This is a genomic window from Aureimonas sp. SK2 (assembly GCF_029813115.1).
GTDB lineage: Bacteria > Pseudomonadota > Alphaproteobacteria > Rhizobiales > Rhizobiaceae > Aureimonas.
In genome coordinates this window covers 153461-178770 of the sequence record NZ_JAPZDS010000006.1, presented here as the reverse complement: position 1 = coordinate 178770, position 25310 = coordinate 153461, and the positions used below count along the sequence as shown (strand labels likewise).

Here is a 25310-nt window from a genome sequence, read left to right as displayed (position 1 = left end):
CGAGCCGGAGGCCGGCGGGCGAGCGGGCTGACGGGGCGGCTGCGCTCACTGTGCGGCTTCCGCGAAGACGGGCGCCTTGCCGCCGGCCTCAATGAGGCCGGAGCGCACCGCCACCTCCCGCCCGCAGCGGGCGGCCAGCGTCTTGTCGTGGGTCACGAGGATCAGCGTCATGCCGCGCCGCGCCTGTTCGGAGAACAGGAGGTCGGCGACCTGCGCGCCGGTCTCGCCGTCGAGATTGCCGGTCGGCTCGTCCGCGATCAGGATGTCGGGCTCGGGCGCGAGAGCCCGCGCCAGCGCCACGCGCTGCTGCTCGCCGCCCGACAGTTCGCCGGGATAGTGGGTGACGCGCTGCGCGAGGCCGACGGCGGCAAGTTCTCGTTCGGCGCGCGCGAAGGCGTCGGGAACGCCGGCGAGCTCCAGCGGCACCGCGACGTTTTCCAGCGCGGTCATGTTGGGAATGAGGTGGAAGGATTGAAATACGATGCCGACGTGCCGCCCGCGAAAGGCGGCGAGCTGGTCCTCGCTCAAGGGTCCGAGCGCCTGGCCGGCGATCTCGACCAGCCCTTCGTCGGCGCGCTCCAGGCCCGCAAGAACCATCAGAAGGGTCGACTTGCCGGAGCCCGACGGGCCGACGATGCCGACGGACTCGCCCCGCCCCACGTCGAGATCGATGCCTTTCAGGACATGCACCGCGCTGCGGCCCGTTCCCAGCGTCAGTTGAACATTTCGTAACCGGACCGCTGCTTCAGCCAAGGCGACGCCCTTCCTATATCCCGCGCATGAAACGGCCGGGCGCGCGGCGCCCGGCGTCTTGCCGCAACGCGGAATATGGGTGGCCCATGCAGCGCTTCCAATCGCTTCTCGCCTTCGTGACGATCGGTCTCGGCCTGGCGCTCGCCGCCCCTGCGAAGGCTCAGGATCCCGTCCGGGAAGTCGTGGCCTTCGGCGACAGCCTGTCGGCCGGCTACGGCGTCGGTCCCGGCGAATCCTTTCCCGAACAGCTCCAGGCGGCGCTGAACGCGGCGGGCCACCCTGCCAGGGTCGTCAACGCGGGCGTCTCCGGCGACACTACCACGGGCGGTCTCGCCCGGCTCGACTGGTCGGTGCCCGCCTCCGCCGACGTCGTAATCGTGGAACTCGGCGCCAACGACGCGCTGCGCGGCGTCAGCCCCGACGTGACGCGCGCCAATCTCGACGCGATCCTGGAAAAGCTGACGGCGCGGCCGAACACGCAGGTTCTCCTCGCAGGCATGCTGAGCCCGCCCAACATGGGTCCGGACTACGCCGCCCGCTTCAACCCGATCTATGCCGAGCTCGCGGCCAAGCACGACGTTCCGCTCTACCCGTTCTTCCTTGAGGGCGTGGCCGGCGACGGCGCCCTGAACCAGCGGGACTACATGCATCCCAACGCGCAAGGGGTGGCGGTGATCGTGAAGGGCATCCTGCCGCAAGTGATCGAGGCGCTGGAGACATCCGCCGCGCAAGGGTGACGGCCCAGGCCTCCGTCCGGCTGGTGCACCGCAGCAACGCATGCCCGGCTTCTGTGCAGAAGCCTCGGCCAAGCCTTGAAGTCCACGATACGTGATGAAAGTTTTCCGGGGGTAAGGCACTCGGTCGCGTTTCTCGTGGCAGGCAGGCGTCTGGTTTCGAGCGTGACCCTGAACGGGAAGGATCGTGCTATGCCGAGACTGTTCACCGCCCTCGAGATCCCGCGCGACGCCGCGCTTTCGCTCTCCTTCCTGCGCGGCGGCCTGCCTTCCGCCCGCTGGATCGACCCGGAGAACTACCACCTCACCCTGCGCTTCATCGGCGATGTCGAGGCGCGAATGGCCGATGAGATTGTGGCCGGGCTCGACCGCGTGTCGCGCGCGCCCTTTCCCGTCTCGCTGCGCGGCCTCGGTGCCTTCGGCGGCAAGAAGCCGCATTCGGTCTATGCCGATGTCGAGCCGTCGCAGCCGCTCGACCTCCTCCAGGGCGAGATCGACCGCATCCTCAAGCGCCTCGGCCTGCCCTGCGACGCCCGCAAGTTCACCCCGCACGTGACGCTGGCGCGCCTGCGCAACGGCAAGAGCGAGGAGGTTGCCCACTACCTCGCCCTGCGCGGCGGCTTTCGCGCCCCAGCCTTCCAGGCCTCTCGCTTCGTGCTCTTCTCATCCAAGGATTCGGTCGGCGGCGGCCCCTATGTGATGGAGGAGGCGTTCCCGCTGGACGCCGTCCCCCCGGTGCGCGACACGAGTGCCCTCGCCTACGCCGCACGCTGACGAACGGCGGCCCGGCCGGTTTGAAAGCCGGCCGGGCGCGCGCCATATCGCCGGGATACCACGGCAGGAGACGGGCATGACGGGCGAGAGCGGACCCACGATCGGCAAGAGCCTCAGCGAAACGGGCAATGCCGCTCCGACCGCGCCGGACGAGGTTCTGGTGGGCGAGATCCTCCTGCCCGGCGACGAGGCGGAGCAGGCCCGGCAGGAACACAAGGTGCGCAAGGGCTTCTTCTCGACCTTGAAGCGCGCGGCGCGGCACATCCCATTCATGGAGGACGTCGTCGCCTCCTACCACTGCGCGCTCGATCCGCAGACGCCCGCCGCCTCGCGCGGCGTGCTGCTCGCCGCGCTCGCCTACTTCGTGCTGCCCTTCGACGTGGTGCCAGACTTCATCTTCGGCCTCGGCTTCACCGACGACGCCGCCGTCCTCCTCGCGGCCTTCACCGCGGTCCAGAAGAACATCCGGCCGGAGCACTACGAGCGGGCTCGCGAAACCTTGAAGGACGCGGACGAGGCCTTCCCCCGCACCGCCTGAACCTTGCGAGGACGCTGTCCCACTATCGCCCCAATCGTTCCGTTCTCGTCCTCTCGGTCGCCTGGCGAAGTTTCAGCCACTTTGGGGTCGTTCACCCGACGACGGGACGTCTCGAACGCGTGTTCGGGAATTTCCGGTTCGTTTACCCTGTGGAAAGGCTTTGAGCCCACCCTGCGGCCTTGAGCGCGCACGGCCTGCCGACGGGCCGTGCGTCGAATGGCATTTCCGGACCAAGCGGGGAAACTCTTCCATGAAGTATGCTCTGACGGCGGCGGTGGCGATGGTGGCGCTCTCCAGCGTGGCGTCTGCCGCCCAGACACCGACCCGCGTCAACCAGTTCAACGATTGGGGCAGCTATTCCTACGACGCCAGCGGCTCGAAGGTGTGCTACATCCTTTCGACGCCGAAGACGATGCAGCCCTCCAGCGTCGATCACGGCGACATCTTCTTCCTCGTCTCCCAGAAGCCCAGCAACAAGAGCGCCTTTGAGCCGCAGGTCGTCATGGGCTATCCCATGCGCGACGGCTCCAAGGTCACGGTCGACATCGACGGCAAGAAATTCACCCTGTTCACGCGCGGCGAGAGCGCCTGGGTGGAGAACGCCGCCGAGGAACCCCAACTCGTGGCGGCGCTCAAGGCCGGCAGGGCGATGAAGGTGGATGCCGTGTCCCAGCGCGGCACGCAGACCAACTACACCTACTCCCTGTCCGGCGTGACGGCGGCGATCAACTCGCTGTCGAGCTGCAAGTAGGCATTCCGGCGAAAGCCGAAGACGTGCGGAGGCGCCGGTCGATCCGGCGCCTTTTTCGTGTCCGCGTGTCCCCGCATGGCAGGCAATCGCGTCCAAGCCCTTGCGAAATCGCCCGTTTCGGATCATTTGAAACCGATCCAGACGAAGAGCAGAGCGGAAAGCGGGGCAGATCGCCGCCTCGCATGGGCAAGGTGCATCCATGAGCGTGTCGATCGATCTCACGAATTCCGCGCAAGCCCTGCGTCCGGCCGCCCCCGCCCTCTCGGCGGCGCCGGCCCTTGCGAAGCGCTCGCTGCTCGGCCTGTCGCGCGAGGAGATGGGCGCCGCGCTGGTCGAGGCCGGCATTCCCGCCAAGCAGGCCAGGATGCGCGTCCAGCAGCTCTGGCACTGGCTCTACGTGCGCGGGGTCAAGGACATCTCGCAGATGGCCAATGTCTCGAAGGACCTGCGCGCGACGCTGGACCAGCATTTCGAGATCGCCCGGCCGGAGATCGTCGAGGAGCAGATTTCCGTCGACGGCACGCGCAAGTGGCTGTTCCGCTTCCCCTCGCGCGGCGCCGGGCGCCCGGTCGAGATCGAGACCGTCTACATTCCCGAGGAAGGGCGCGGCACGCTCTGCGTCTCGTCCCAGGTCGGCTGCACGCTCACATGCACCTTCTGCCACACCGGCACGCAGCGCCTCGTGCGCAATCTCGAGCCCTCCGAGATCGTCGGCCAGGTGCTGACCGCGCGCGAGCGGCTCGGCGACTTCCCCGACGCCGCGACGCCGCAGGGCGCGATCGTGCCGTCCGAAGGGCGCCTCGTGTCCAACGTCGTCATGATGGGCATGGGCGAGCCTCTGTATAACTACGACAACGTGAAGTCCGCGCTGGCCGTCGTCTCGGACGGCGACGGGCTGGCCCTGTCCAAGCGCCGCATTACGCTCTCGACCTCCGGCGTCGTGCCGATGATCCCGAAGACAGGCGAGGAGATGGGCGTCATGCTCGCCATCTCGCTCCACGCGGTGACGGACGAGCTGCGCGACGTGCTCGTGCCGATCAACAAGAAGTACCCGATCAAGGAGCTGATGGACGCCTGCCGCGCCTATCCCGGCCTCTCCAACGCCCGGCGCATCACCTTCGAATACGTGATGCTGAAGGGCGTTAACGACAGCCTCGCCGACGCGCGCGAGCTGGTGCGGCTCCTCAAGGGCATTCCGGCCAAGATCAACCTGATCCCCTTCAACCCCTGGCCGGGGTCGCCTTACGAGTGCTCGGACTGGGATCAGATCGAGCGCTTCGCCGATCTCGTGAACCAGGCCGGCTACGCCTCCCCGATCCGCACGCCGCGCGGGCGCGACATCTTCGCCGCCTGCGGCCAGCTCAAGTCCGAGTCCGAGCGCATGAAGCGCGGCGACCGGCTGGCGCTGGAGGCGGCGGTCGCGGGCTGACGAACCGAGGCGCTTCCCCCGCGTGGCCCAGGTCCTGCGCTTCCTGTTCCTGATCCCGGTCGGCTTCGTGCTGGCCTGCTTCGCCGCGAGCTTCGCGCTGCTCTGGCCCTTCATCGACCTGCCTTCCGCGGCGGCGATCGACCCCTTCGTCTGGACGGAGCTGTCGCTCGGCTTCTTCGCGCAGGCGGCTCAGGTCGGAACCGCCGCCCTGCTGCCCTGGGGCGTGTTCATGGTTCTGACCGAGGCGCTCGGCAAGCGCTCGATCCTCCTCCATGCGGCGGCCGGGCTCGCCGCCGGATTCATGGCCGCGCACATCCCGCCGGGCGCGGGCAGCGCGTCTCTGGAAACGGCGATGATCGTCGCCGGGCTCGCCTTCGGTCTCGTCTATTGGATCGTCGCCGGGCACGGCGCAGGCGGCTGGCGCCGTCGCGAGGCAACGCCTCCCCCTCCCCCAGCCTGAAGGAACCTCCCATGGCCCGACGCCCGACCAACCCGCGCGATGCCGCCGAGGCGGCCTTCAAGGCCGCGACCGTGAAGCCCACGGAGCGCGTCCGCGAGGCGCCGGCGATCCCCGGACGGCGCGAGCAGGTGACGCTGCGCGTCGATTCCGAGGTCCTGGAGTGGTTCCAGGAAGAAGGGCCGGGCTGGCCAGGACCGGATGGCCGAGGCGCTGCGCAAGGCGGCGGGGAAGTAGGCCACGCCCCTTGCCGCCCTCTCCGATCGTGCCAGTTCGCCGGGCATGATCGTGATCCATCACCTCAACAACTCGCGCTCGCAACGAGTCCTCTGGCTGCTCGAGGAGCTCGGCGTCCCATACGAGATCCGCCGCTACGAGCGTCTTCCGAGCTTGGCCGCGCCGCCGGAACTGAAGGCGGTGCATCCGCTTGGAAAATCCCCCGTCCTCACCGACGGCGACCTGACGCTCGCCGAGACCGGCGCCATCGTCGCCTATATCGCCGAGACCTATGGCGGCGGCCGCTTCCAGCCCACGCCGGACACCGCCGACTGGTGGCGGATGCAGCACTTCCTGCACCATGCGGAAGGCTCCGCCATGCCGCCGCTCTTCATGAAGCTGGTCTTCGCGCGCATCCCCTCCCAGGCCCCGTTCCCCATCCGGCCGGTCGCCAAGGCGCTGATGCGGGGCGTCGATGCGAAGCTTCTGAAGCCCCGCCTCGCCGAGCTTCTCGACTATTGGGATGAGGCGCTGGCGAAGACGGGCTGGTTCGCAGGCCTCGAGCCGACGCTGGCCGACGTGATGATGAGCTTCCCGCTGGAGGCGGCCGGCTCGCGCATCGGCTTCGACGGGCGGCGGAACCTCTCGGCCTTCGTGGAGCGCATCCATGCGCGGCCCGCCTACCGGGCGGCGCTGGAGAAGGGCGGTCCCTACGCCTACGCCTGAGGATCAGGCGCGGGCGAGCAGGATGTGGATGGCGAAGGCGGAGAAGACCGAGGCGAAGAGCCAGTCGATGAACCGCATCACCGCCGGCTTGCCCTTCAGCGTCGCCGCGATCCGGTCGGCGGCGAAGATCATCGCCACGGTGATCGGCGTCGCAACGACGATGAAGTAGACGCCGAGAAAGAACAGCTTGCCCCCCGCATGCGGGTCGCCCACCGCGACGAACTGGGGCAGGAAGGTCACGAAGAACAGGATGATCTTGGGGTTCAGGAGGTTGATCCCGATCCCCGTCGCCCAGTTGGCCGCGAAGGACTGGGGCGGCACCTTGCCCCGCTCCACCGAAAGCGACGATCCGTGACGGATGGCCTGGACGGCGAGCCACACGAGATAGGCCGCCCCCACCACCTTCAGCGCCAGAAACGCCTCGGGCGAGGCGGCGATCAGGGTCGACAGGCCAACGGCGGCCAGCGTCGTGTGGATCAGCGATCCGGTACAGGCGCCGCAATAGGCCGCAAAGCCAGCCGCCCGCCCCTGCGCGAGCGTCCGCCCCAGGAAAAGCGTCATGTCCGGACCTGGTGTGATCGTCAGGACCACGGCCGCGACCGTGAAGGCCAGGAGCGCAGAAAAGTCCGGCAGAAAGGTCATGCGGCCTCGACCGACGTGCCGGTCCGAAGCCGGCGCTTCCAGAGATGCGCGACGTAGCAGCGGCAGCCGGTCGCGAGCCGCTGTCGCACCGCCGTCATCGCAGGATCACTCCTACGTCATCTCGCACCCCTAGGAAAGCTGCGCCGCTATTTCGCCAGCTAAGGACCAAGGGGAGCCAGGTATGTCGGCATCGTCGAGGCGGTATGGGGGCGCGATGCCCTGCGCGATGACCTTCTGTATGTCCGCGACCCGTCGATACAGACTGGCCGCCTCCGGCACCGGCAGCGACACGCCCCTCGTCCTCGTGGCAACTCTCGTCGTCGTGAGCGCCGTCTTCGCCGCTGCCCCGAAGCTCGACCTATGGGCTTCAGGTCTCTTCGCTCCGGAAAGCGGCGGCTTTCCCCTGTCGCACGATCCGACACTCCTCGCGCTGCGCGACCTCAACCGTGTGCTGCCGATCGGGATCGTCGGCGGTCTCATCATGGCGCTGCTCGGCCGCAGCCTCGGTGCGACGACATTCGTCGTTCGCCTGCCCCGTCCGACCGTCGTCCTCAGCATCCTCGGGACCTATCTGGTCGGGCCGCTCGGAATCGTGCACCTCCTCAAGAACACGATCGGCCGCGCGCGCCCGCAGGATGTTCTGGCTTTCGGTGGCCAGGATCGCTTCACAACCGCTTGGCAGTTCTCGGATGCCTGCCTCCGCAACTGCTCTTCTCGTCGGGCGAAGCCGCGTCGGCCGCCGTGCTGCCGATGCTGGCGCTGCTCGTTCCTCGACGTTGGCGGGCGGCCGTCGTCCTGCTTCTTGCGGTGCTCGCCGCCGCCTTCTCCGTCAACCGGATCGCGTTCGGCAGCCATTTCCTCTCGGACGTCCTCGTCTCCTGGGTGCTGGTGGCTCTGTCGGCCATGACGGTATGGCGGTGCCTGGCCTCTCGGGCGGCGCGGATCGACATGACCCTGGACGGATGCCTGCAACGCCCATTCGCCCGGACACGCCGCGCCCTGAGCTCTTCCTTCGCCATCGGCGCTTTGTTAAGAGCGCCCGACGGAACCCTCGGGAGCCTATCGCCCGAACGGCACCGTCGGCGCTCACCATTGCGGGCGCGATCGTCCTCTATCCGGGAACATTCCGAAGCATGGCTCTTCCGCGCGACGTCAAGAAGGTCGTTCTCGCCTATTCCGGCGGCCTCGACACCTCGATCATCCTGAAGTGGCTCCAGACCGAGCTGAACGCGGAGGTCGTCACCTTCACCGCAGATCTCGGGCAGGGCGAGGAGCTCGAGCCCGCGCGCCGCAAGGCCGAGATGCTGGGCATCAAGGAGATCTTCATCGAGGACGTGCGCGAGGAGTTCGTGCGCGACTTCGTGTTCCCGATGTTCCGCGCCAACGCGACATACGAAGGCGTCTATCTTCTGGGCACCTCGATCGCCCGGCCGCTGATTTCCAAGCACCTCATCGACATCGCCAAGCGCACCGGCGCCGACGCGATCGCCCACGGCGCCACCGGCAAGGGCAACGATCAGGTCCGCTTCGAGCTGTCGGCCTATGCGTTGAATCCCGACATCAAGATCATCGCCCCCTGGCGCGACTGGTCGTTCAAGAGCCGCACCGACCTTCTGGACTTCGCCGAAAAGCACCAGATCCCCGTCGCCAAGGACAAGAAGGGCGAAGCGCCTTTCTCCGTGGACGCCAACCTCCTGCACTCCTCGTCGGAAGGAAAGGTGCTCGAGGACCCGAGCGTCGAGGCCCCGGAATACGTCCACATGCGCACGATCTCGCCGGAGGCCGCGCCCGACAAGGCAACCGTCATCACCGTCGGCTTCGAGCGCGGCGATGCGGTATCGATCAACGGGGAGCGCCTGTCGCCCGCCTCGCTGCTTGCCAAGCTCAACGACTACGGCCGTGACAACGGCATCGGCCGCCTCGACCTCGTGGAGAACCGCTTCGTCGGCATGAAGTCGCGCGGCGTCTACGAGACGCCGGGCGGCACGATCCTGCTCGCCGCGCACCGCGCGATCGAGAGCATCACGCTGGATCGCGGCGCCGCGCACCTCAAGGACGAGCTGATGCCGCGCTATGCCGAACTCATCTACTACGGCTTCTGGTTCAGCCCCGAGCGCGAGATGCTGCAGGCGCTGATCGACAAGAGCCAGGAGCATGTCGAGGGCGAAGTGACGCTGAAGCTCTACAAGGGCAACGTCATGGTCACCGGCCGCACGAGCCCGAAGTCGCTCTATTCCGACAAGCTGGTCACCTTCGAGGACGACCAGGGCGCCTACGACCAGAAGGACGCCGCCGGCTTCATCAAGCTCAACGCCCTGCGCCTGCGCACGTTGGCCAAGCGCAACGGCCTCTAAGCCACGGGCGGTCAATGCGAAAAGGGCCGGCGGAGCGATCCGCCGGCCCTTTCTGCTTTAACGACAGGTACCTTACGCCGTCGCGGCCGAGACAGGCACGGTGCGACCCCGGTTGAGCAGCATCGCCGTCAGCACGACGGCGAGCCAGACAGCGGCCAGCGCCCACCAGATGCCCCCCGAGATCAGCGCCATCCCGATCAGCCCCGCCTGAAGCGTGTAGTAGGCCATCGGAATCAGCGTCATCCGGATCACATCGCCCTCGCGGTCGGTGAGACCGACGACGGCCGAGGCCGCTACGACATTGTGGACGCAGATCATGTTGCCGGCCGCTCCGCCGACCGCCTGCAGCGTGACGACCAGAATGGTGGACAGGCCCGTCAACCCGATCTGCTCGGCAGCGGAGAACTGGAACAGCGAGAACATCATGTTGGACACGGTGTTCGAGCCGGCGACGAAGGCTCCGAGCGCACCGATCAGCGGCGAGAACAGCGGCCAGAAGCTGCCTGTCACGCTGGCGACCGTCTCGGCGAGCACGAGCGGCATGGACTCCAGCGGGCCGCGCCCCGTGTTGATGAAGACCTGCACCATCGGCACGGCGATCAGCAGCGCGGGTGCCGCCGCCACCATGGTCGAGGCGGAATTGCGCCACGCCCGGCCATAAGCGCTGCCGGACATTCGGAAGATCAGGAACGAAAGGAGCGAGGCGAGGATCAGGATCATGCCCGGCGAATACAGGAGCTGAGCGCTCGCGTTGATGCCCGATCCAAAAAGGTCGGTGAAGGCGATCGTGGCATCGGGCGAGGTCAGCGCGCTTTTGAGCGGTGCGATCGTCCGTGTCGCGACCAGAAGGACCGCGACCACGAGATAGGGCGACCAGGCCCGCAGGAGCGAAATTCCGCGGCCTTGGACCGCGGCGCTCTCGGCGACGTCCGTCGCCTGCATGCGTCCGAACCAGCTTTCGTTCCAGCCCGCCCGCGTCGGGAAGTCGAAGCGCGTCACCGGCATGAGAAAGCCGCGACGGGCCGCCGGCACAACGATCGCGAGCCCGATCAGACCGCCGAGCAGCGAAGGAAATTCCGGGCCGAGCAGCAGCGCGACGAGGAAGTAGGGAACGGTGAAGGCGAAGCCGCAGAACAAGGCGAAAGGCCAGACGGCGAAGCCTTCGCGGAACGATCGTTCGGCGCCGAAGAAGCGCGTCAGCATGCCGACCATGATCAGCGGAATGACGAAGCCGACGAGGGCATGGACCAGCGCGACGTTGACGGCAAGCTGCACCACGTAGTCCGACAGCGTCAGCGGCGCGATGCTCTGGGTCACGACTTCGCTGTTGGAAAGGCCCGTTCCGACCCCGACCAGCATCGGCGTCCCCACCGCGCCGAAGGACACGGGCGTCGACTGGATGATCAGGGTGACGAGCACGGCCGCCATGGCCGGGAAGCCGATCGCGACCAGGAGCGGCGCTGCGACCGCAGCCGGCGTCCCGAAGCCCGACGCGCCTTCGATCATCGATCCGAAGAGCCAGGCGACGATCAGGGCCTGGATTCGCCGATCGGGCGACAGGTCCGTGAACCCGTCGCGAATGGCCCGGATGGCGCCGCTTTCCTGCACGGTCTGAAGGAGCAGGATGGCGCCGAAGATGATGAACAGCAGCGTCAGAGCAGTCACGAGACCGTTGACGGTCGCTCCGGCGACGGTCCCGACGTTCTGCCCCCAGACGGCGAGCGCCAGCACCACGGCCGTCACATAGGCGACCAGCATGGCCAGCTTGGCCGAGCGCCGCATCACGACGAGGAGCACGAGCACCACGGCGATCGGCAGCAATGCCAGAATGAACAGAATGGATTGCGGCAAAAGACCCTCCCGATCCGCGGCCGTCGATGCGACTCCGGGCCTCCCGCCCTAGCCGTCTTCGCCCAGACAACCGCAGGAGGCGAGGTGCTGCAATCACGAACACGAGGTTGAATGCTTCGCGGCTCTTACAATTGCGTGTTCCGCCGACCAAATGGGTTGGACAGACACAGGGAAGCCGAACGATGATCCCCTATTCCGTTCTCGATCTGTCGCCCATTCCCGAAGGCGGCACGGCGGCCGACGCTCTTCGCAACTCGCTGGATCTGGCGCGGCAGGCCGAGCGGCTCGGCTACCGGCGCTTCTGGCTCGCCGAGCACCACAACATGACGGGCATCGCCAGCGCCGCGACGGCGGTGGTGATCGGCCACGTGGCTGCGGGCACGAGCACCATCCGCGTCGGCGCGGGCGGCATCATGCTCCCGAACCACGCGCCGCTGGTGATCGCCGAGCAGTTCGGAACGCTGGCGACCCTCCATCCCGACCGGATCGACCTCGGCCTCGGCCGCGCGCCGGGCACGGACATGATGACCGCCCGCGCGTTGCGCCGGAACCTCGAAAGCTCGGACAGTTTCCCGCAGGACGTGGTCGAGCTGATGAGCTACTTCGCCGACGCGCGAGCCGACCAGCGCCTGCGGGCCGTTCCGGGCACCGGAACGCATGTCCCGGTCTGGATCCTCGGCTCCAGCCTCTACGGCGCGCAGCTCGCCGCCCATCTCGGCCTGCCCTACGCCTTCGCCTCGCATTTCGCGCCGCAGGCGCTGGACGACGCGGTGGAGATCTACCGCCAGACGTTCCGTCCCTCGGCCGAATGGGACAAGCCGCATTTCATGCTGGCGATCAACGTCTTCGCCGCCGAGACCGATGCGGAGGGTCGGCGCCTTCAGTCCTCGATGCAGCAGGCCTTCGCCCGCCTGCGCTCGGGCCAGCCCGGTCCCCTGCCCCGGCCGGTGGACGACATCGACGCGGTTCTGGACGCGGGCGCCCGCGCCATGGTCGACGAAGCGCTGCGGATTTCCGTGGTGGGCGGCCCGGCGCGGGTTCGCGAGGGGCTGGAGCGGCTGATCTCGCGCTACCGGCCGGACGAGGTGATCCTGACCGGGCAGATCCACGATCACGCCGCGCGCGTGCGCTCCTTCGCGCTGGCGGCGGAGGCGATGCAGGGGCTCGGCGCGAGCGTCGCGCAGGCCGCCGAATAGGGGATCAGGCGGTCCCGGAACCGGGGTGCAGCGGGTTCTCGGTGCAGAGGAGGTTGACGGGCTCCTCCAGCTGAGGATCCGTCGTCAGGTTGCTGCGGATGATCTTCAGCGCCTCGCCCACTTCCCGGATCTGGCCCTCGGAAAGGCCCTGTGTGGCATAGGCGTAGATCTTGTCGAACAGCGGATCGAGCTCGCGCATGATGCGGAAGGCGTCCTCCGTCGGCTCGATGAGCTTCGCCCGGCGGTCGTTCGGATCCATGGTGCGGTGGATCAGCTTGCGCGCCTCGAGCCGGTCCAGATAGGCCGAGAGGGTCATGGGCTCGACGCCCATGCGCTCGGCGAGAATCGCTTGTCGCGAGCCGCGAAAGCGGATCACATGGCCGAGGGCGCGGATTTCACCCGGCGTAAGCCCCAGCCCGTTTTCGGCGACGGTCTTCTCGAAATATTGTCGGAAAAGTCGCGATGTGTCCGTGAGCAGAAACCCGAACGCATTTCCCATCGTCAAGTCTGGCACTGGTCGCTGCCTTCTACATCAGCCAAAAGAAAGGCTGTTCCTTCCACAGCCGAGCCGTCACGCATCGCCTGCACCATGTCCTTCATTCGATGGCTACGGGCAAGGGAAGATTCTCTGAAAATGGTTCTAAACATGACAGAATCTCGAATTGAGGCTTTTGATACACGCTTCGCCTTTCCCCAAGGTCAACTCCTGCCCGACTTCGCGAGCCTGACGCCGACGGACTTTTCCGAAGCGTTCGACCGGGCGATGGAAGCACATGCGGCTGAAATCGAGGCGATCGCGAAAGGATCCGGCGAGCCGGACTTCGAGAACACGATCCTGGCCCTGGAGCGCGCGGGCCGTCCCCTGTCGCGTGTCGCCGCGCTGTTCTTCACCCTGGCCGGCGCCAACACCAACGAAGGCATCCAGGCGGTCGAACGCGAGGTCTCGCCCAAGCTCTCGCGCCACGGATCGCGCATCTCGCTGAACGCCGACCTGTTCGCGCGGATCGACGTGCTGCACGAGCGGCGCCACGCGGCGGGGCTGGGCGCGCAGGCGCTGCGGCTCCTGGAGCGCACCCATGCCGGCTTCGTGCGCTCGGGAGCGAAGCTGGAGGGCGAAGACCGTCAGCGCTTCGCCGACATCAACGCCCGCCTTGCCGAACTCGGCACGCGCTTCTCGCAGAACGTCCTCGCCGACGAGAGCGCCTATGCGCGCCCCGTGACGGAGGCCGACCTCGCCGGCCTGCCGGCCTTCCTCGTCTCGGCCATGGCGGACGCGGCGGAGGAGCGCGGCCTGTCCGGCCATGTCGTCACCCTCTCGCGCTCCATCGTCGTGCCCTTCCTCACCTATAGCCCGGACCGCGCGCTTCGCGAGGAGGTGTTCGACGCCTGGACCCGACGGGGGGAACGGGCGGACGCGACCGACAACCGTCCTGTGCTTGCCGAGATCCTGCAGCTGCGCGCGGAAAAGGCGAAGCTCCTCGGCTTCCCCTCCTTCGCCCACTACAAGCTCGACGACACGATGGCCAAGGCGCCGGACACGGTGGAGGCCCTTCTGCGCCGCGTCTGGGACAAGGCGCGCGAGCGGGCGGAGGGCGATGCGGCCAAGCTCGCGGCGCTCGCGGCCGGCGAAGGCGACAACGCGCCGCTGGCGGCCTCCGACTGGCGCTTCTATGCCGAAAAGCGCCGGCAGGCGGAGTTCGCGATCGATGAAGGCGCCCTGAAGAGCTTCTTCCAGCTCGACCGCATGATCGACGCCGCCTTCGACGTCGCGGGCCGTCTCTTCGGCCTCACCTTCGAGCCCCTGCCCGCGATCCGCGCCTGGCACCCGGACGCGCGCGTCTGGCGGGTGCGCGACGCCGACGGCGCCGAGCGCGGCCTCTTCATCGGCGACTACTTCGCCCGCACCTCCAAGCGCTCGGGCGCCTGGATGAGCGCGCTGCGCTCCCAACACAAGATCGACGGCGGCCAGACGCCGGTGATCTACAATGTCTGCAACTTCGCCAAGCCCGCCAAGGGCCAGCCCGCGCTCCTCTCGGTGGACGACGCGCGCACGCTCTTCCACGAGTTCGGCCACGCGCTGCACGGCCTCCTGTCGGACGTGACCTATCCCTCGCTCGCCGGCACCAACGTCGCGCGCGACTTCGTGGAACTGCCCTCGCAGCTCTACGAGCACTGGTTGACCGTTCCCGCGATTCTCCAGCGCCATGCGCTCCATGCCGAGACGGGCGAGCCGCTGCCCGCGTCCGAGGTGGAGAAGCTCGAAGCCGCCCGCACCTTCGACGCCGGGTTCGACACGGTGGAGTTCACCGCCTCGGCCCTGGTGGACCTCCTGTTCCACAAGGAAGGCGAGGCGCCCGCCGACCCGATGGCGCGCGAGGCAGAGATCCTCGCAGGGCTCGGCATGCCCCGGCAGATCGTCATGCGCCACCGCTCGCCCCACTTCGCCCACATCTTCTCGGGCGACGGCTATTCGGCCGGCTACTATTCCTACATGTGGTCGGAGGTGCTTGACGCCGACGCCTTCGAGGCCTTCGGCGAGACGGGCAACCCGTTCGACGCCCAGACCGCGCAGCGCTTGCGCGAACACGTCTACGCCGCCGGCAACTCGGACGATCCGGCCCGGCTCTACGAGCGCTTCCGCGGCCGCGCCCCCGACCCGGAGGCCCTGATGAGGAAGCGCGGCTTCGCGGCCTGACAAGCCCCACCTTTCGCATTCGCAAAAAATCCGTTATGGACGGCCCAATGACCGCGACGTCCTTGGGCCGTTTCCTTTCGAGACGCGCCTCCAAACGCGTTTCAACTCCTTCCGGTGACCTGACCCTATGAAGCTCCGCAACATCGCGATCATCGCGCACGTTGACCACGGCAAGACGACCCTGGTCGACAAGCTCCTCGCCCAGTCGGGCTCGTTCCGCGAGAACCAGCGCACCGAAGAGCGCGCCATGGACTCCAACGACCTCGAAAAGGAGCGCGGCATCACGATCCTGGCCAAGGCCACCTCGGTGGAGTGGAAGGACACGCGGATCAACATCGTCGACACTCCGGGCCACGCCGACTTCGGCGGCGAGGTGGAGCGCATCCTCAACATGGTGGACGGCGCCGTCATCCTGGTCGACGCGTCGGAAGGCCCGATGCCGCAGACCAAGTTCGTGCTCGGCAAGGCGCTGAAGGTCGGCTTGAAGCCGATCGTGGCGATCAACAAGATCGACCGCCCGGACGAGCGCCACGAGGAAGTGCTGAACGAGATCTTCGATCTCTTCGTCAACCTCGACGCCACCGACGAGCAGCTCGACTTTCCCGTGCTCTACGGTTCGGGCCGCGGCGGCTGGATGGCGGAAGCGCCGGACGGCCCGCAGGACAAAGGCCTGGAGCCCTTGTTCGACCTGATCGTCAAGCACGTTCCCGAGCCGGACACCGCCGGCAAGGACGAGCCCTTCAAGATGATCGGCACGATCCTCGAGGCCAACCCGTTCCTCGGCCGCCTGATCACGGGCCGCATCCAGTCCGGCTCGATCAAGCCGAACCAGACGATCAAGGTCCTGAACGGCGAGAGCCAGCAGCTCGAGACCGGCCGCATCTCCAAGATCCTGGCCTTCCGGGGCCTGGAGCGCACGCCGATCGACTACGCCGAAGCCGGTGACATCGTCGCCATCGCGGGCCTTTCGAAGGGGACCGTCGCCGACACGTTCTGCGACCCCTCGGTGACGGAGGCGCTCAAGGCGCAGCCGATCGACCCGCCGACGGTCACCATGAGCTTCATCGTCAACGACAGCCCGCTCGCAGGCACCGAAGGCGACAAGGTGACGAGCCGCGTGATCCGCGACCGTCTCTTCAAGGAGGCCGAGGGCAACGTCGCGCTCAAGATCGAGGAATCGGAGGACAAGGACTCCTTCTTCGTGTCGGGCCGCGGCGAGTTGCAGCTCGCCGTCCTGATCGAGACCATGCGCCGCGAAGGCTTCGAGATCGGCGTCTCGCGTCCGCGCGTCGTGATGCAGAAGGACGAGGCGACCGGCGAGACGCTGGAGCCGATCGAAGAGGTCGTGATCGACGTCGACGAAGAGCATTCGGGCGTCGTCGTCCAGAAGATGAGCGAGCGCAAGGGCGAGATGAAGGAGCTGCGGCCTTCGGGCGGCGGTCGCCAGCGCCTCGTGTTCCACGCGCCGACCCGCGGCCTGATCGGCTACCAGTCGGAGCTCCTGACCGACACGCGCGGCACGGCGATCATGAACCGCCTGTTCCACTCCTACGCTCCCTACAAGGGCGCGCTGGCGGGCCGGACCAACGGCGTACTCATCGCCAACGCCGCCGGCGAGGCCGTGGCCTACGCCATGTTCAACCTCGAGGACCGCGGCCCGATGATCATCGATCCGGGCGTCAAGGTCTACGAGGGCATGATCATCGGCATCCACAGCCGTGACAACGACCTCGAGGTGAACGTCCTCAAGGGCAAGCAGCTCACCAACATCCGCGCCGCCGGCAAGGACGAGGCGGTGAAGCTGACGACCCCGATCCGCATGACGCTCGACCGTGCCCTGTCCTGGATCCAGGACGACGAGCTGGTCGAGGTGACGCCGAAGAACATCCGCCTGCGCAAGCTCTATCTCGATCCGAACGAGCGCAAGCGCTTCGAAAAGAGCCGCAAGGTCGCCTGATCGGCGAACTCAAAGCGGTCTGAATTGAGGGGATGCGGGAAGCCGCATCCCCTTCTTCGTTTGGCTGTTCACGACTTCATCATCGTGCCGGTTTCTTCATCATTGGGAGGAACGCCGCACCGGGCCTGCCGTTTCCCCGAAGAGGAGGATGGCCGATGTCGTACCTGTCGCCCCAAGCCGAAGAAATCGTCGCCGACAACAACCGCCAGCCGACGGACATGACCCATGACGCTTGGGCATCGTCGGCGGGCTCGAACCGCATGGCCCAGTACGGGCAAGGCACGCCGTGGCTGCGCCGCGATCCGCCCCGCCTCCGCCCTGACGCGAGAAGCTGATCGGAGCGCGACCGTCGATCGTCGACGGCACGCTCAAGGGTCGCCTTCGCCGTCGATCAAGGTGAGACCCCGGCGCTGGAGCGGACACGCATCGGGCAGGCGCAGGAGGGCCGCCTCCATCGCGTGCATGCCGTCTCGCCAGCGCTTTCCGACCGTAGGCTCCGAAAAGTCGAACGCCTTGGCGGCGATCTCCTCGCCTTGCCGCTCGTAGGCGATACGCAGAAGGGTCGCCTGCACGTCGTCGCGTCCGGCATAGACGGACTGCCACCGAGCGATGGAGCGTCGCGATTGGGTCGCGAAAATCAGGTCCTGGGAACGGCTCGCGATCTCGCCGAGCGTTCGAGGGCGCGGCCGGCGGAGCGGGACGAGATCGACCGCGATGCAGAGCATGGGACGCGCCGGGGGCTCGGCGAAAACCGGATCGAGCGGCAGGTTGGCGGACAGGCCGCCATCGACGTGCCAGCGACCCGCGATTTCGACCGGTGGAAAGAGCACGGGCAACGCCGCGCTGGCCTGAACATGCCGTGCGTCGACCGTGTGCCGCCGGCTATCGAAGATGACGTCTTCGCCACTTTCGAGATCCACCGCGGTCGCACTGTAGCGACAAGCGCCTTTGTTCAGGCGTTCGAAATCCACCAGCCGTTCGAGCGTGCGGAGCATCTGTCCGGTCTCGAACAGCGAGGGCTCGCGCACGGCCCAGGGCGCCATGGCCGATAGAAACGGCCCGAAGAGACCCGGCCGTCCGGCGGCCACGGTCCAGGCAGCCGCTTCCGAGCGGCGCCAGGTCTCGATCTGCGAAAACGGAAAGGGCAAAGCCCGGTGGTCGGCCTGGCCTCGCTCCGGAGGCGCCACGCGCCAGAAGCTTCGAAGCGCCTCCGCGCGGCGTTCCGACGGGGTGCCGGCGATGAGAGCGCCGTTGAGGGCGCCGATCGAGGTCCCGACGACCCAGTCGGGCTGGAGGCCACGAGCATGAAGCACCTCGAAGGCTCCCGCCTCGAAGGCGCCGAGCGCATTGCCTCCGCTGAGGACCAACACGATGTCGAAGTCGCGGGGAGCGGGCACAGCCGGATCGGAAGGCATCATACCGGCCCAACGGTGCCCGGACGGAATCGATCCCCGCAAGGGGCCGGCGGCACTCGATGGAGCGCCGCCGGCCGACGCGTCAGCCGGCGCCCCAGAGCTTCGGAATCTGCTGCCCAAGGGTGAGCACCGACAAGAAGCCGAACAGGAGGAAGCCCCAGAGGAGCGCCGCCACGCGCCCGGCGCCCGGGCGCAGCTCCGGCACCAGCAGCCTCCGGTTGAGGAGGATCAGCAGGCCCGAATAGATGAACATCATCAAACCGCCCGTGCAGGCCGAGATGACAAGAAGCACCAGCGGCTGGGTGACGCCCGCGAGCAGCACCACCACGCCGATCGAGACCAGCGTCCAGACGATCCAGAAATACAGCCGGCTCTCGTTCGCGTTCCGGACATAGGAGGTGCGCAGCACGTCGGCCGCGAGCCGGGCGGTGTAGTCCACGATGCCGGTGGCCGCGCCGAACAGCGAGAAGGCGCCGATGAACCAGAACAGCGCCCCGAACCAGCCACCGACGCGCTCGGCCAGCACCAGCCCCTCGCTCTGGACGAAGGCGACGGAGTTGGGCAGCCCCTCCGTTCCATAGACCGTGGCGTAGGCGAGGAGCGAGGTGAAGGTGATCGTCACGAAGGTGATGAGCACGAAGGTGAGGAGCTGCTCCCAGTTGGCGAAGCGCCACCAACGGTTCCACCGCGCCATGTTCTCGGCCGTCGGCTCGAACACGAAGCCGGTGGAGGGCGCGGCTTCCGGCTGGCCGGTCACCGGGCTCATGATGCGGGGCACGTACTTGCCCATGCCGAAGCCCTTGTCGCGGATCCAGTTGGACTGGCAGAGGTTCTGCCCGCCGCCAGCGCCGGCGAAGGCCAGCGCGCCGAGAAGAAGCGCGTAGCCGAGCTCGGTCGGGATCGTCGCCGCGGTGACGATCTGCGGCAGCGCCGCCCAGTCCTCCGCCGTGATGACGAAGAAGGCCGCGATCAGGATCAGGACGCCGACGGCGGCGACCTTCACCATCTGCAGGCGTTCCAGCATGACGTAGACCACCGGCGCGAGCGTCAGGATCAGGCCGATGGCCAGAAGCATGCCGATGGCGATCCAGCGCGGCTCGCCGCCGACGATATAGGACAGCATGGTGGCCGAACTCGTGGCCCAGCCGGGCCAGAGGTTGGCGAAGCAGGTCATCAGCGCGAAGACGAGGCCCCAGTGCCGCCAGAATCGGCTGAAGCCGGTCAGCACCGTCTCGCCGGTCGCCAACGTGTAGCGCTCGATCTCCATGTTGAGGAAGAACTGCGTCAGCACGCCGACCAGCGCTGCCCAGACGAAGGCCATGCCGACCTGGGAAGCGATATAGGGGTAGAGGATGAACTCGCCCGACGAGAGACCGACGCCGGCGGCCACGATGCCCGGCCCGATGAGCTTGCCGGTGCTGGCCGGCGCGGGCGGCAGCTCGCGGACCTCCGGCCGGCCCAGGACGTGGGTCGGGAAGAGATCGGCGGCAGAGCCGCGAATCTCCGGTGATGGTTTGGACATCGTTCCTCCTGCTTACGATCTTCCGCAGGCTGTGCAGCAGGCGGCTCGTGCGATCAACCCTAACAGGTAGCGGCGCAAAGCCGCCGGCCAGGGGCGGACCGCGTTGCGGGTGGCATCTTGATGACGCCCCCATGCGCGATAGGTCAGCCGAGCAAACGCACGGAGCGCAGCATGAGAGCGGTTGGATACGCGGCGTCGCCTCCCGACAGATCGGTCGAGCATCTCGCCGATCTCGACCTCGAACGTCCGGCGCCGACGGGACGGGACATCCTGGTCCGGGTGGTAGCGGTCTCGGTCAACCCGGTGGACACCAAGCAGCGCGGCCCCGTGGCGGACGAGCGGCGCCTGCCGCGCGTGCTCGGCTTCGACGCGGCGGGCGTGGTCGAGGCGGTCGGCGAGGACGCGACGCTGTTCCGCCCCGGCGACGCGGTGTTCTATGCCGGCGCGGTGGATCGCCAGGGCTCCAACCAGGAATTCCAGCTGGTGGACGAACGGATCGTCGCGCGGAAACCTTCGAGCCTCGACTTCGCGGATGCCGCCGCGCTGCCGCTCACCGCGATCACCGCCTGGGAGACCCTGTTCGACCGGTTCCGCATCCAGCCCGATCTCAGCGAGAAGGGCACGCTTCTCGTGATCGGCGCCGCGGGCGGGGTCGGTTCGGTCGCGACGCAGATCGCCCGCGAACTGACAGGCCTCACCGTCGTCGGCACCGCCTCGCGCGAGGAGAGCCGCGCCTTTGCCCTCGATCACGGCTGCCACCACGTGATCGACCATTCGCAGGCGATGGCACCGCAGATCGAGGCGCTGGGGGTCGGGCCGGTGGACTACGTGTTCGGCGTCACGCAGACGCCGCACCACATGGCCGATATCGGCCAGCTCATCCGCCCGTTCGGCCACCTCTGCGTGATCGACAGCGCGGAGATGGACCTCGCGCCCATCCGCTTCAAATCGGTGTCGCTGCATTTCGAGTACATGTTCACGCGCCCCGTCTTCCAGACGGCGGACATGATCGAGCAGCACCGGCTGCTGGCCGAGATCTCGCGCCTCGTCGACGCCGGGCGCATCCGCTCGACCCGCACGCGCACGCTCGCCCCGATCTCGGCCGCGACGCTGCGCGAGGCGCACCGCCTGTCGGAGACGGGGCGCACGCTCGGCAAGACCGTGATCGCCGGCTGGCCGGCGGAAGGAGGGATGTAGGACATGGGACTTCTATCCGGCCTGCTGGGCCTTGCCAGCGACCTCGACACCGGAGCGCTCGCCCGCGAACTTGAGCCCGTGCTGGTCCCCAATGAGACAATCGAAGTCGCCTTCCAGATCGTGCGCGACCAGATGGTCTTCACCGACCGGCGCGTGATTCTCATCGACAAGCAGGGGATGACGGGGCGCAAGCGCGCCTATCACTCGATCCCCTACCGCGCGATCACCATGTTCTCAGTGGAAACGGCCGGCTCCTTCGACGCCGATGCCGAGTTGCGGATCTGGGTCTCCGGCCAACCGCAGCCCTTCCTGCAGAATCTCGCCCGCGGCACCAACCTCGCCGGGATCCAGAAGGCGCTGGCCTTAGGCGTTCTCGGCCGCGGGTGAGCGGCTTGTGAATGGCGCCGAGAATTGACGAGCCGGGCATTGAGGCGCCCGTCCGGCCGAGCTACCAAGCCCCGATGGAATGCCCCCTCCCCGCCCCGTGCAGATTTTCGTCACATTTGGTGGATCGTCCGGCCGCGTTTATAGTTAACGCGACATGAAGACGATCGCCGCCGATGTCCGACTTGCCGAAGCCGCCGATGCCGGCGCGCTGTCGTGCGTTCATGCCGCATCCTGGATGGCGGCGTACCGTGGGCTGGTTCCTCACCGGGCCTTGTCGGCCATGGTGGAGCGGCGCGGGCCGGACTGGTGGTCGCGCGCCATCGCCAACCGCGCCACGATCCTGGTCATGGAATATGGCGGCGAGGTCGTCGGCTACGCCACCGTCGGGCGCAACCGCACGCGGGGCCTCAGCGTCGACGGCGAGGTCTACGAGCTCTACCTGCGGCCCGAGTTCCAGGGGGTCGGCTTCGGCCGCCGCCTGTTCGACGCCTGCCGCACGCTCCTGCGCGCCCGCGGGCTTTCAGGCGTCGCGGTCTGGTCGCTCGCCGACAACGAGAACGCGGTGCGCTTCTACGAGGCGGCGGGCGGGGCCGATGTGGCCACCGGCTCGGAGACCTTCGAGGGCAAGACCCTGCACAAGGTCGCCTACTGCTTCATGTGAGGCCCGTCGCGGGAGGGCATTCACCCTTCCGTGCGCCGTCGATTGCCACCTGCCCGGCGATTGGATAGGAACCGCCGAGTTCAACTCGGAGATTTCCATGCGCATCGACGCCATCGCTCGCGGCAAGAACCCGCCCGAGGACATCAACGTCATCATCGAGGTGCCGGTCGGCGGACACCCGATCAAGTACGAGATGGACAAGGAGTCCGGCGCGCTCTTCGTCGACCGCTTCCTCTACACGCCGATGACCTATCCCGGAAACTACGGCTTCGTGCCGCATACGCTTTCGGACGACGGCGACCCGATCGACGTGCTCGTGTGCTCGACGCGCCCGCTCTTCCCCGGCTGCGTGATCAACTGCCGGCCGATCGGCGTCCTCAAGATGGAGGACAACAAGGGCCTGGACGAGAAGGTGATCGCGGTCCCCTCGCCCGAGCTGACTCAGCGCTACGTCAAGGTGACGGAATACACCGACCTGCCGGAGATCACGCTCAAGCAGATCGAGCACTTCTTCGAGCACTACAAGGATCTGGAGCCCGGCAAGTGGGTCAAGATCGGCGGCTGGGCCGGCGCGGCCGAGGCGCAGCAGATGATCCGCGAGGCGGTCGAGCGCTACGACAACGCCAAGGAATCGGAAAAGAACAAGACGCCGGTCGGCCAGGAAAACGCCTGAGTCTTTCCGCGGCCGGATCGATACGAGGGGGCCTCCATGGCCCCCTTTCTCGTTGCAGGGTTCAGCGGACGCTCGCCGCCAGTTCCTTGGTCGGCCAGCATGTGGCGGGCTGGCCCGCCTTTTCCTGCCAGCCGCCGATCGAGCGGCGCGTCTTGAAGCCGGCGAGACCGTCCGGGTTGCCGACGTCGTAGCCGCGCGCGACGAGCCGGTCCTGAAGACGGGCGACGTCGCCGCGGGTGAGGCCCGAGACCTTGCGCCAGTCGCCGGAGAACGGCCCGGCCCCGCCCATCCGGTCGGCCAGATGGCCGATGTAGAGGGCGTAGAGATCGGAGTTGTTGTACTCCTTGATGACATAGAAATTCGGGGTCGCGATGAAGGCCGGGCCGAAGCGGCCGGCGGGCATCAGGAGATGGCCGGTGGCGCGCATCTCGCCGGCCGGGAAGGCGCGGCCCGAGACGCGGGTGACGCCGGCCTTGGCGAAGTCGGCGATCGGGCGCCCCTGGTCCGGCCCTTCCAGCGTGCAGGAGACCGTCATCGGGACGCTCGCCTCGAAGCCCCAGTCGCGGCCGGGCTGCCACCCGGACTGGCGAAGATAGTTGGCGATGGAGGCCAAGGTATCCGGCACCGAGTTCCAGATGTCGCGACGGCCATCGCCGTCGAAATCGACCGCAAGCTTGCGGAACTTCGTCGGCATGAACTGCGGCTGTCCGAGCGCCCCGGCCCAGGAGGACTTCATCTGCGCCGCCGTCAGGTCGCCGTCCTCGACGATCTGGAGGGCCGCGATCAGCTCGGCGCGGAACATCTCCTTGCGCCGCGCGAGATAGGCCTTGGTGCCCAGCACCTCGAAGGCGTCGTGCGGGATCTTCGCCGAGCCATAGCCCGACTCGCGCCCCCAGACGGCGACGACGATCGGGCCGGGGACGCCGTAGCGCTGCTCGATGCGCTGGATGACCGCCGCGTGGCGCTGAAGCATGGCGCGGCCGCGCGCGGCGGTCGCGGCCATCTTGGCCTCGTCGAAATAGGCGGTGGGGCTCTGGAACTCGGCCTGCCGGTTGATCTCCTCGACCTTGGCCTTATCGCCGGGAAGCTGGAGGTCGGGCAGCTTGGTGTTGGCCTTCACGCCGTCGAAGGCGGTCTCGAAGGTGCGGCGGGAGACGCCGGCAGCACGAGCTTCCGGCCAGATGTCGTTCTGCAGGAAGGCGCGGAAGCCGGCCTGCACGTCCTGCGCCTGCGCCAGTCCGCTGCCGGCCAGAAGGGCGGCCAGCGCCCAAGCGATTCTCTTCATGTGTCCCAACCCCGGCATGCCTCGTCCTGCCGGAAGGCTAATGAGAGGAGCTTGTGTCGGGCTCGCGGCGGGGAACGGTCAGATCTTCGTGCGCGAGCGCATGGCCGCCGAGAGCGTGCCTTCGTCGAGATAGTCGAGCTCGCCGCCGACCGGCACGCCGTGGGCAAGCCGCGTCACCGAGACGTCGAGGTCGGCGAGCTGGTCGATGATGTAGTGGGCGGTGGTCTGGCCCTCGACGGTGGCGTTCACCGCGATCACCAGCTCCTTGATCGTCCCTTCCGCGACGCGCTCGACGAGGCGCCGGATGGTGAGGTCGTCGGGGCCGACCCCCTCCAGCGGCGAGAGGACGCCGCCGAGCACATGGTAGGCGGCGTTCAGCGCCTTGGCGCGCTCCAGCGCCCAAAGGTCCGATACGTCCTCCACCACGATCACGGTGGTCTGGTCGCGCGCGGGGTCGCAGCAGATGGTGCAGGGGTCGCGCGTGTCGATGTTGCCGCAATTGGAGCAGACGCGCACCTTCTCGGCGGCCTCGGCCATGGCGTCGCCGAGAGGGCGCAGGATCTGCTCGCGGCGCTTCACGAGATGCAGCGCCGCCCGCCGCGCCGAGCGGGGCCCGAGGCCAGGCAGCTTCGACAGGAGCTGGATCAGCCGCTCGATCTCGGGGCCGGCGATGGTCTTGGACATGGAGAGCGCGGCCTCGGAAGAGCGCAAGCCGGACGCGGGGCGCCCGGCCCGGAACGATGCGAAAGGACTAGAACGGCAGCTTCATGCCCGGCGGCAGCGGCAAGCCGGCGGTCAGCGCCTGGGTCTTCTCCTGGATGACGGTGTCGAGCTTGCGCTTGGCGTCGGCATGGGCGGCGACGAGAAGGTCCTCGAGAATGTCCTTCTCGTCGGGCTTGAGAAGCGAGGGATCGAGCTCGACCGACACCAGCTCGCCGGTGCCCTTCAGCGTCACGGACACGACGCCGCCGCCGGCCTGGCCCGAGGCCGTGGTCTCGGCGATCTCGGCCTGCAACCCTTGCATCTTCTCCTGCATGGCCTTGGCCTGCTTCATCATGCCCATGAGATCCTTCATGCGCGCTCTTCCCTGTTGGTTG

At 67.7% G+C, this 25310-nt stretch carries 26 protein-coding genes and 1 pseudogene; 18 read left to right on the top strand and 9 right to left on the bottom strand.

Going from position 1 to position 25310, the window contains the following annotated elements:
* Window positions 1-45 precede the first annotated feature (45 nt).
* Window positions 46-753, bottom strand: coding sequence for an ABC transporter ATP-binding protein (locus tag O5O54_RS09770; RefSeq protein WP_279481128.1), 708 nt, complete (start codon window positions 751-753; stop codon window positions 46-48).
* An 86-nt stretch (window positions 754-839) separates the two neighbouring features.
* Here O5O54_RS09770 and O5O54_RS09765 point away from each other — a divergent pair, with 86 nt between their 5' ends.
* The 8 genes and pseudogenes from O5O54_RS09765 to O5O54_RS09730 all read left to right on the top strand — a co-directional run bounded on the left by O5O54_RS09765 (window position 840) and on the right by O5O54_RS09730 (window position 6378).
* On the top strand, window positions 840-1490 hold the full coding sequence (locus O5O54_RS09765; protein ID WP_279481127.1) for an arylesterase: 651 nt from the start codon (window positions 840-842) through the stop codon (window positions 1488-1490).
* 189 nt (window positions 1491-1679) lie between these two features.
* Window positions 1680-2261 carry an RNA 2',3'-cyclic phosphodiesterase gene (thpR, locus tag O5O54_RS09760; protein WP_279481125.1) on the top strand — a complete coding sequence of 194 codons (582 nt, stop codon included), beginning with the start codon at window positions 1680-1682 and terminating at the stop codon, window positions 2259-2261.
* Window positions 2262-2337: 76 nt separating this feature from the next.
* Window positions 2338-2799 (top strand): YkvA family protein, encoded by a 462-nt coding sequence (locus O5O54_RS09755; RefSeq protein WP_279481122.1) that lies wholly within the window; start codon window positions 2338-2340, stop codon window positions 2797-2799.
* A 250-nt stretch (window positions 2800-3049) separates the two neighbouring features.
* Window positions 3050-3550, top strand: a complete 501-nt coding sequence (locus tag O5O54_RS09750; protein WP_279481120.1) for an invasion associated locus B family protein — start codon at window positions 3050-3052, stop codon at window positions 3548-3550.
* 199 nt (window positions 3551-3749) lie between these two features.
* Window positions 3750-4979, top strand: a complete 1230-nt coding sequence (gene rlmN, locus O5O54_RS09745) for a 23S rRNA (adenine(2503)-C(2))-methyltransferase RlmN (protein ID WP_279481116.1) — start codon at window positions 3750-3752, stop codon at window positions 4977-4979.
* A 22-nt stretch (window positions 4980-5001) separates the two neighbouring features.
* Window positions 5002-5439: a hypothetical protein gene (locus O5O54_RS09740; protein WP_279481114.1), complete on the top strand. Its 438-nt coding sequence runs from the start codon at window positions 5002-5004 to the stop codon at window positions 5437-5439.
* An 11-nt stretch (window positions 5440-5450) separates the two neighbouring features.
* A pseudogene (locus O5O54_RS22425) lies at window positions 5451-5567 on the top strand (hypothetical protein); the annotation flags it as partial.
* A 151-nt stretch (window positions 5568-5718) separates the two neighbouring features.
* The gene (locus O5O54_RS09730; protein ID WP_279481111.1) at window positions 5719-6378 is read left to right on the top strand and encodes a glutathione S-transferase; all 660 of its coding nucleotides are present in this window, start codon (window positions 5719-5721) and stop codon (window positions 6376-6378) included.
* Between the two features lie 3 nt (window positions 6379-6381).
* Here the strand turns inward: O5O54_RS09730 and O5O54_RS09725 are convergent, their stop codons facing one another.
* Complete coding sequence (locus O5O54_RS09725) at window positions 6382-7020, bottom strand: LysE family translocator (protein ID WP_279481108.1); 639 nt, start codon at window positions 7018-7020, stop codon at window positions 6382-6384.
* Window positions 7021-7380: 360 nt separating this feature from the next.
* Between O5O54_RS09725 and O5O54_RS22420 the strand changes: the two genes are divergently transcribed.
* Window positions 7381-8226, top strand: coding sequence for a phosphatase PAP2 family protein (locus O5O54_RS22420; RefSeq protein ID WP_407061683.1), 846 nt, complete (start codon window positions 7381-7383; stop codon window positions 8224-8226).
* A complete protein-coding gene (locus tag O5O54_RS09715) occupies window positions 8154-9374 on the top strand; it encodes an argininosuccinate synthase (protein ID WP_279481103.1) in 1221 nt (406 codons plus the stop codon). Before O5O54_RS22420 ends, O5O54_RS09715 begins: the two co-directional genes overlap by 73 nt.
* 72 nt (window positions 9375-9446) lie before the next feature.
* Here O5O54_RS09715 and O5O54_RS09710 read toward each other — a convergent pair whose 3' ends face one another.
* Window positions 9447-11225, bottom strand: a complete 1779-nt coding sequence (locus O5O54_RS09710) for an L-lactate permease (RefSeq protein ID WP_279481101.1) — start codon at window positions 11223-11225, stop codon at window positions 9447-9449.
* Window positions 11226-11407: 182 nt separating this feature from the next.
* On the opposite strand from O5O54_RS09710, the gene O5O54_RS09705 reads away from it, so the two are divergent.
* The gene (locus O5O54_RS09705) at window positions 11408-12421 is read left to right on the top strand and encodes an LLM class flavin-dependent oxidoreductase (protein ID WP_279481100.1); all 1014 of its coding nucleotides are present in this window, start codon (window positions 11408-11410) and stop codon (window positions 12419-12421) included.
* Window positions 12422-12425: 4 nt separating this feature from the next.
* Here O5O54_RS09705 and O5O54_RS09700 read toward each other — a convergent pair whose 3' ends face one another.
* Window positions 12426-12920: a MarR family winged helix-turn-helix transcriptional regulator gene (locus O5O54_RS09700; protein ID WP_279481098.1), complete on the bottom strand. Its 495-nt coding sequence runs from the start codon at window positions 12918-12920 to the stop codon at window positions 12426-12428.
* 147 nt (window positions 12921-13067) lie between these two features.
* Between O5O54_RS09700 and O5O54_RS09695 the strand changes: the two genes are divergently transcribed.
* The 3 genes from O5O54_RS09695 to O5O54_RS09685 all read left to right on the top strand — a co-directional run bounded on the left by O5O54_RS09695 (window position 13068) and on the right by O5O54_RS09685 (window position 17408).
* Window positions 13068-15116 (top strand): M3 family metallopeptidase, encoded by a 2049-nt coding sequence (locus O5O54_RS09695; protein WP_279481096.1) that lies wholly within the window; start codon window positions 13068-13070, stop codon window positions 15114-15116.
* Window positions 15117-15243: 127 nt separating this feature from the next.
* On the top strand, window positions 15244-17073 hold the full coding sequence (gene typA / locus O5O54_RS09690; RefSeq protein WP_279481094.1) for a translational GTPase TypA: 1830 nt from the start codon (window positions 15244-15246) through the stop codon (window positions 17071-17073).
* A gap of 155 nt (window positions 17074-17228) precedes the next feature.
* Entirely contained in the window at window positions 17229-17408 is a 180-nt protein-coding gene (locus O5O54_RS09685) for a hypothetical protein (RefSeq protein WP_279481092.1), read from the top strand.
* A 33-nt stretch (window positions 17409-17441) separates the two neighbouring features.
* Here the strand turns inward: O5O54_RS09685 and O5O54_RS09680 are convergent, their stop codons facing one another.
* Complete coding sequence (locus tag O5O54_RS09680) at window positions 17442-18470, bottom strand: patatin-like phospholipase family protein (RefSeq protein WP_279481090.1); 1029 nt, start codon at window positions 18468-18470, stop codon at window positions 17442-17444.
* Window positions 18471-18570: 100 nt separating this feature from the next.
* Complete coding sequence (locus O5O54_RS09675; protein ID WP_279481088.1) at window positions 18571-20010, bottom strand: Nramp family divalent metal transporter; 1440 nt, start codon at window positions 20008-20010, stop codon at window positions 18571-18573.
* Window positions 20011-20181: 171 nt separating this feature from the next.
* Between O5O54_RS09675 and O5O54_RS09670 the strand changes: the two genes are divergently transcribed.
* The 4 genes from O5O54_RS09670 to ppa all read left to right on the top strand — a co-directional run bounded on the left by O5O54_RS09670 (window position 20182) and on the right by ppa (window position 22928).
* Window positions 20182-21207, top strand: coding sequence for a zinc-binding alcohol dehydrogenase family protein (locus tag O5O54_RS09670; protein ID WP_279481086.1), 1026 nt, complete (start codon window positions 20182-20184; stop codon window positions 21205-21207).
* Window positions 21208-21210: 3 nt separating this feature from the next.
* Complete coding sequence (locus O5O54_RS09665) at window positions 21211-21594, top strand: PH domain-containing protein (protein ID WP_279481084.1); 384 nt, start codon at window positions 21211-21213, stop codon at window positions 21592-21594.
* A 154-nt stretch (window positions 21595-21748) separates the two neighbouring features.
* Complete coding sequence (locus O5O54_RS09660) at window positions 21749-22255, top strand: GNAT family N-acetyltransferase (protein ID WP_279481082.1); 507 nt, start codon at window positions 21749-21751, stop codon at window positions 22253-22255.
* 97 nt (window positions 22256-22352) lie between these two features.
* Window positions 22353-22928 (top strand): inorganic diphosphatase, encoded by a 576-nt coding sequence (ppa, locus tag O5O54_RS09655; protein ID WP_279481080.1) that lies wholly within the window; start codon window positions 22353-22355, stop codon window positions 22926-22928.
* Window positions 22929-22989: 61 nt separating this feature from the next.
* Here ppa and O5O54_RS09650 read toward each other — a convergent pair whose 3' ends face one another.
* From O5O54_RS09650 to O5O54_RS09640, 3 genes are all read right to left on the bottom strand, one after another.
* On the bottom strand, window positions 22990-24213 hold the full coding sequence (locus tag O5O54_RS09650; RefSeq protein ID WP_279481079.1) for a lytic murein transglycosylase: 1224 nt from the start codon (window positions 24211-24213) through the stop codon (window positions 22990-22992).
* Between the two features lie 78 nt (window positions 24214-24291).
* Window positions 24292-24897, bottom strand: coding sequence for a recombination mediator RecR (gene recR / locus O5O54_RS09645; protein WP_279481077.1), 606 nt, complete (start codon window positions 24895-24897; stop codon window positions 24292-24294).
* Between the two features lie 67 nt (window positions 24898-24964).
* Window positions 24965-25288, bottom strand: coding sequence for a YbaB/EbfC family nucleoid-associated protein (locus tag O5O54_RS09640; protein ID WP_279481075.1), 324 nt, complete (start codon window positions 25286-25288; stop codon window positions 24965-24967).
* Between the last annotated feature and the right edge of the window lie 22 nt (window positions 25289-25310).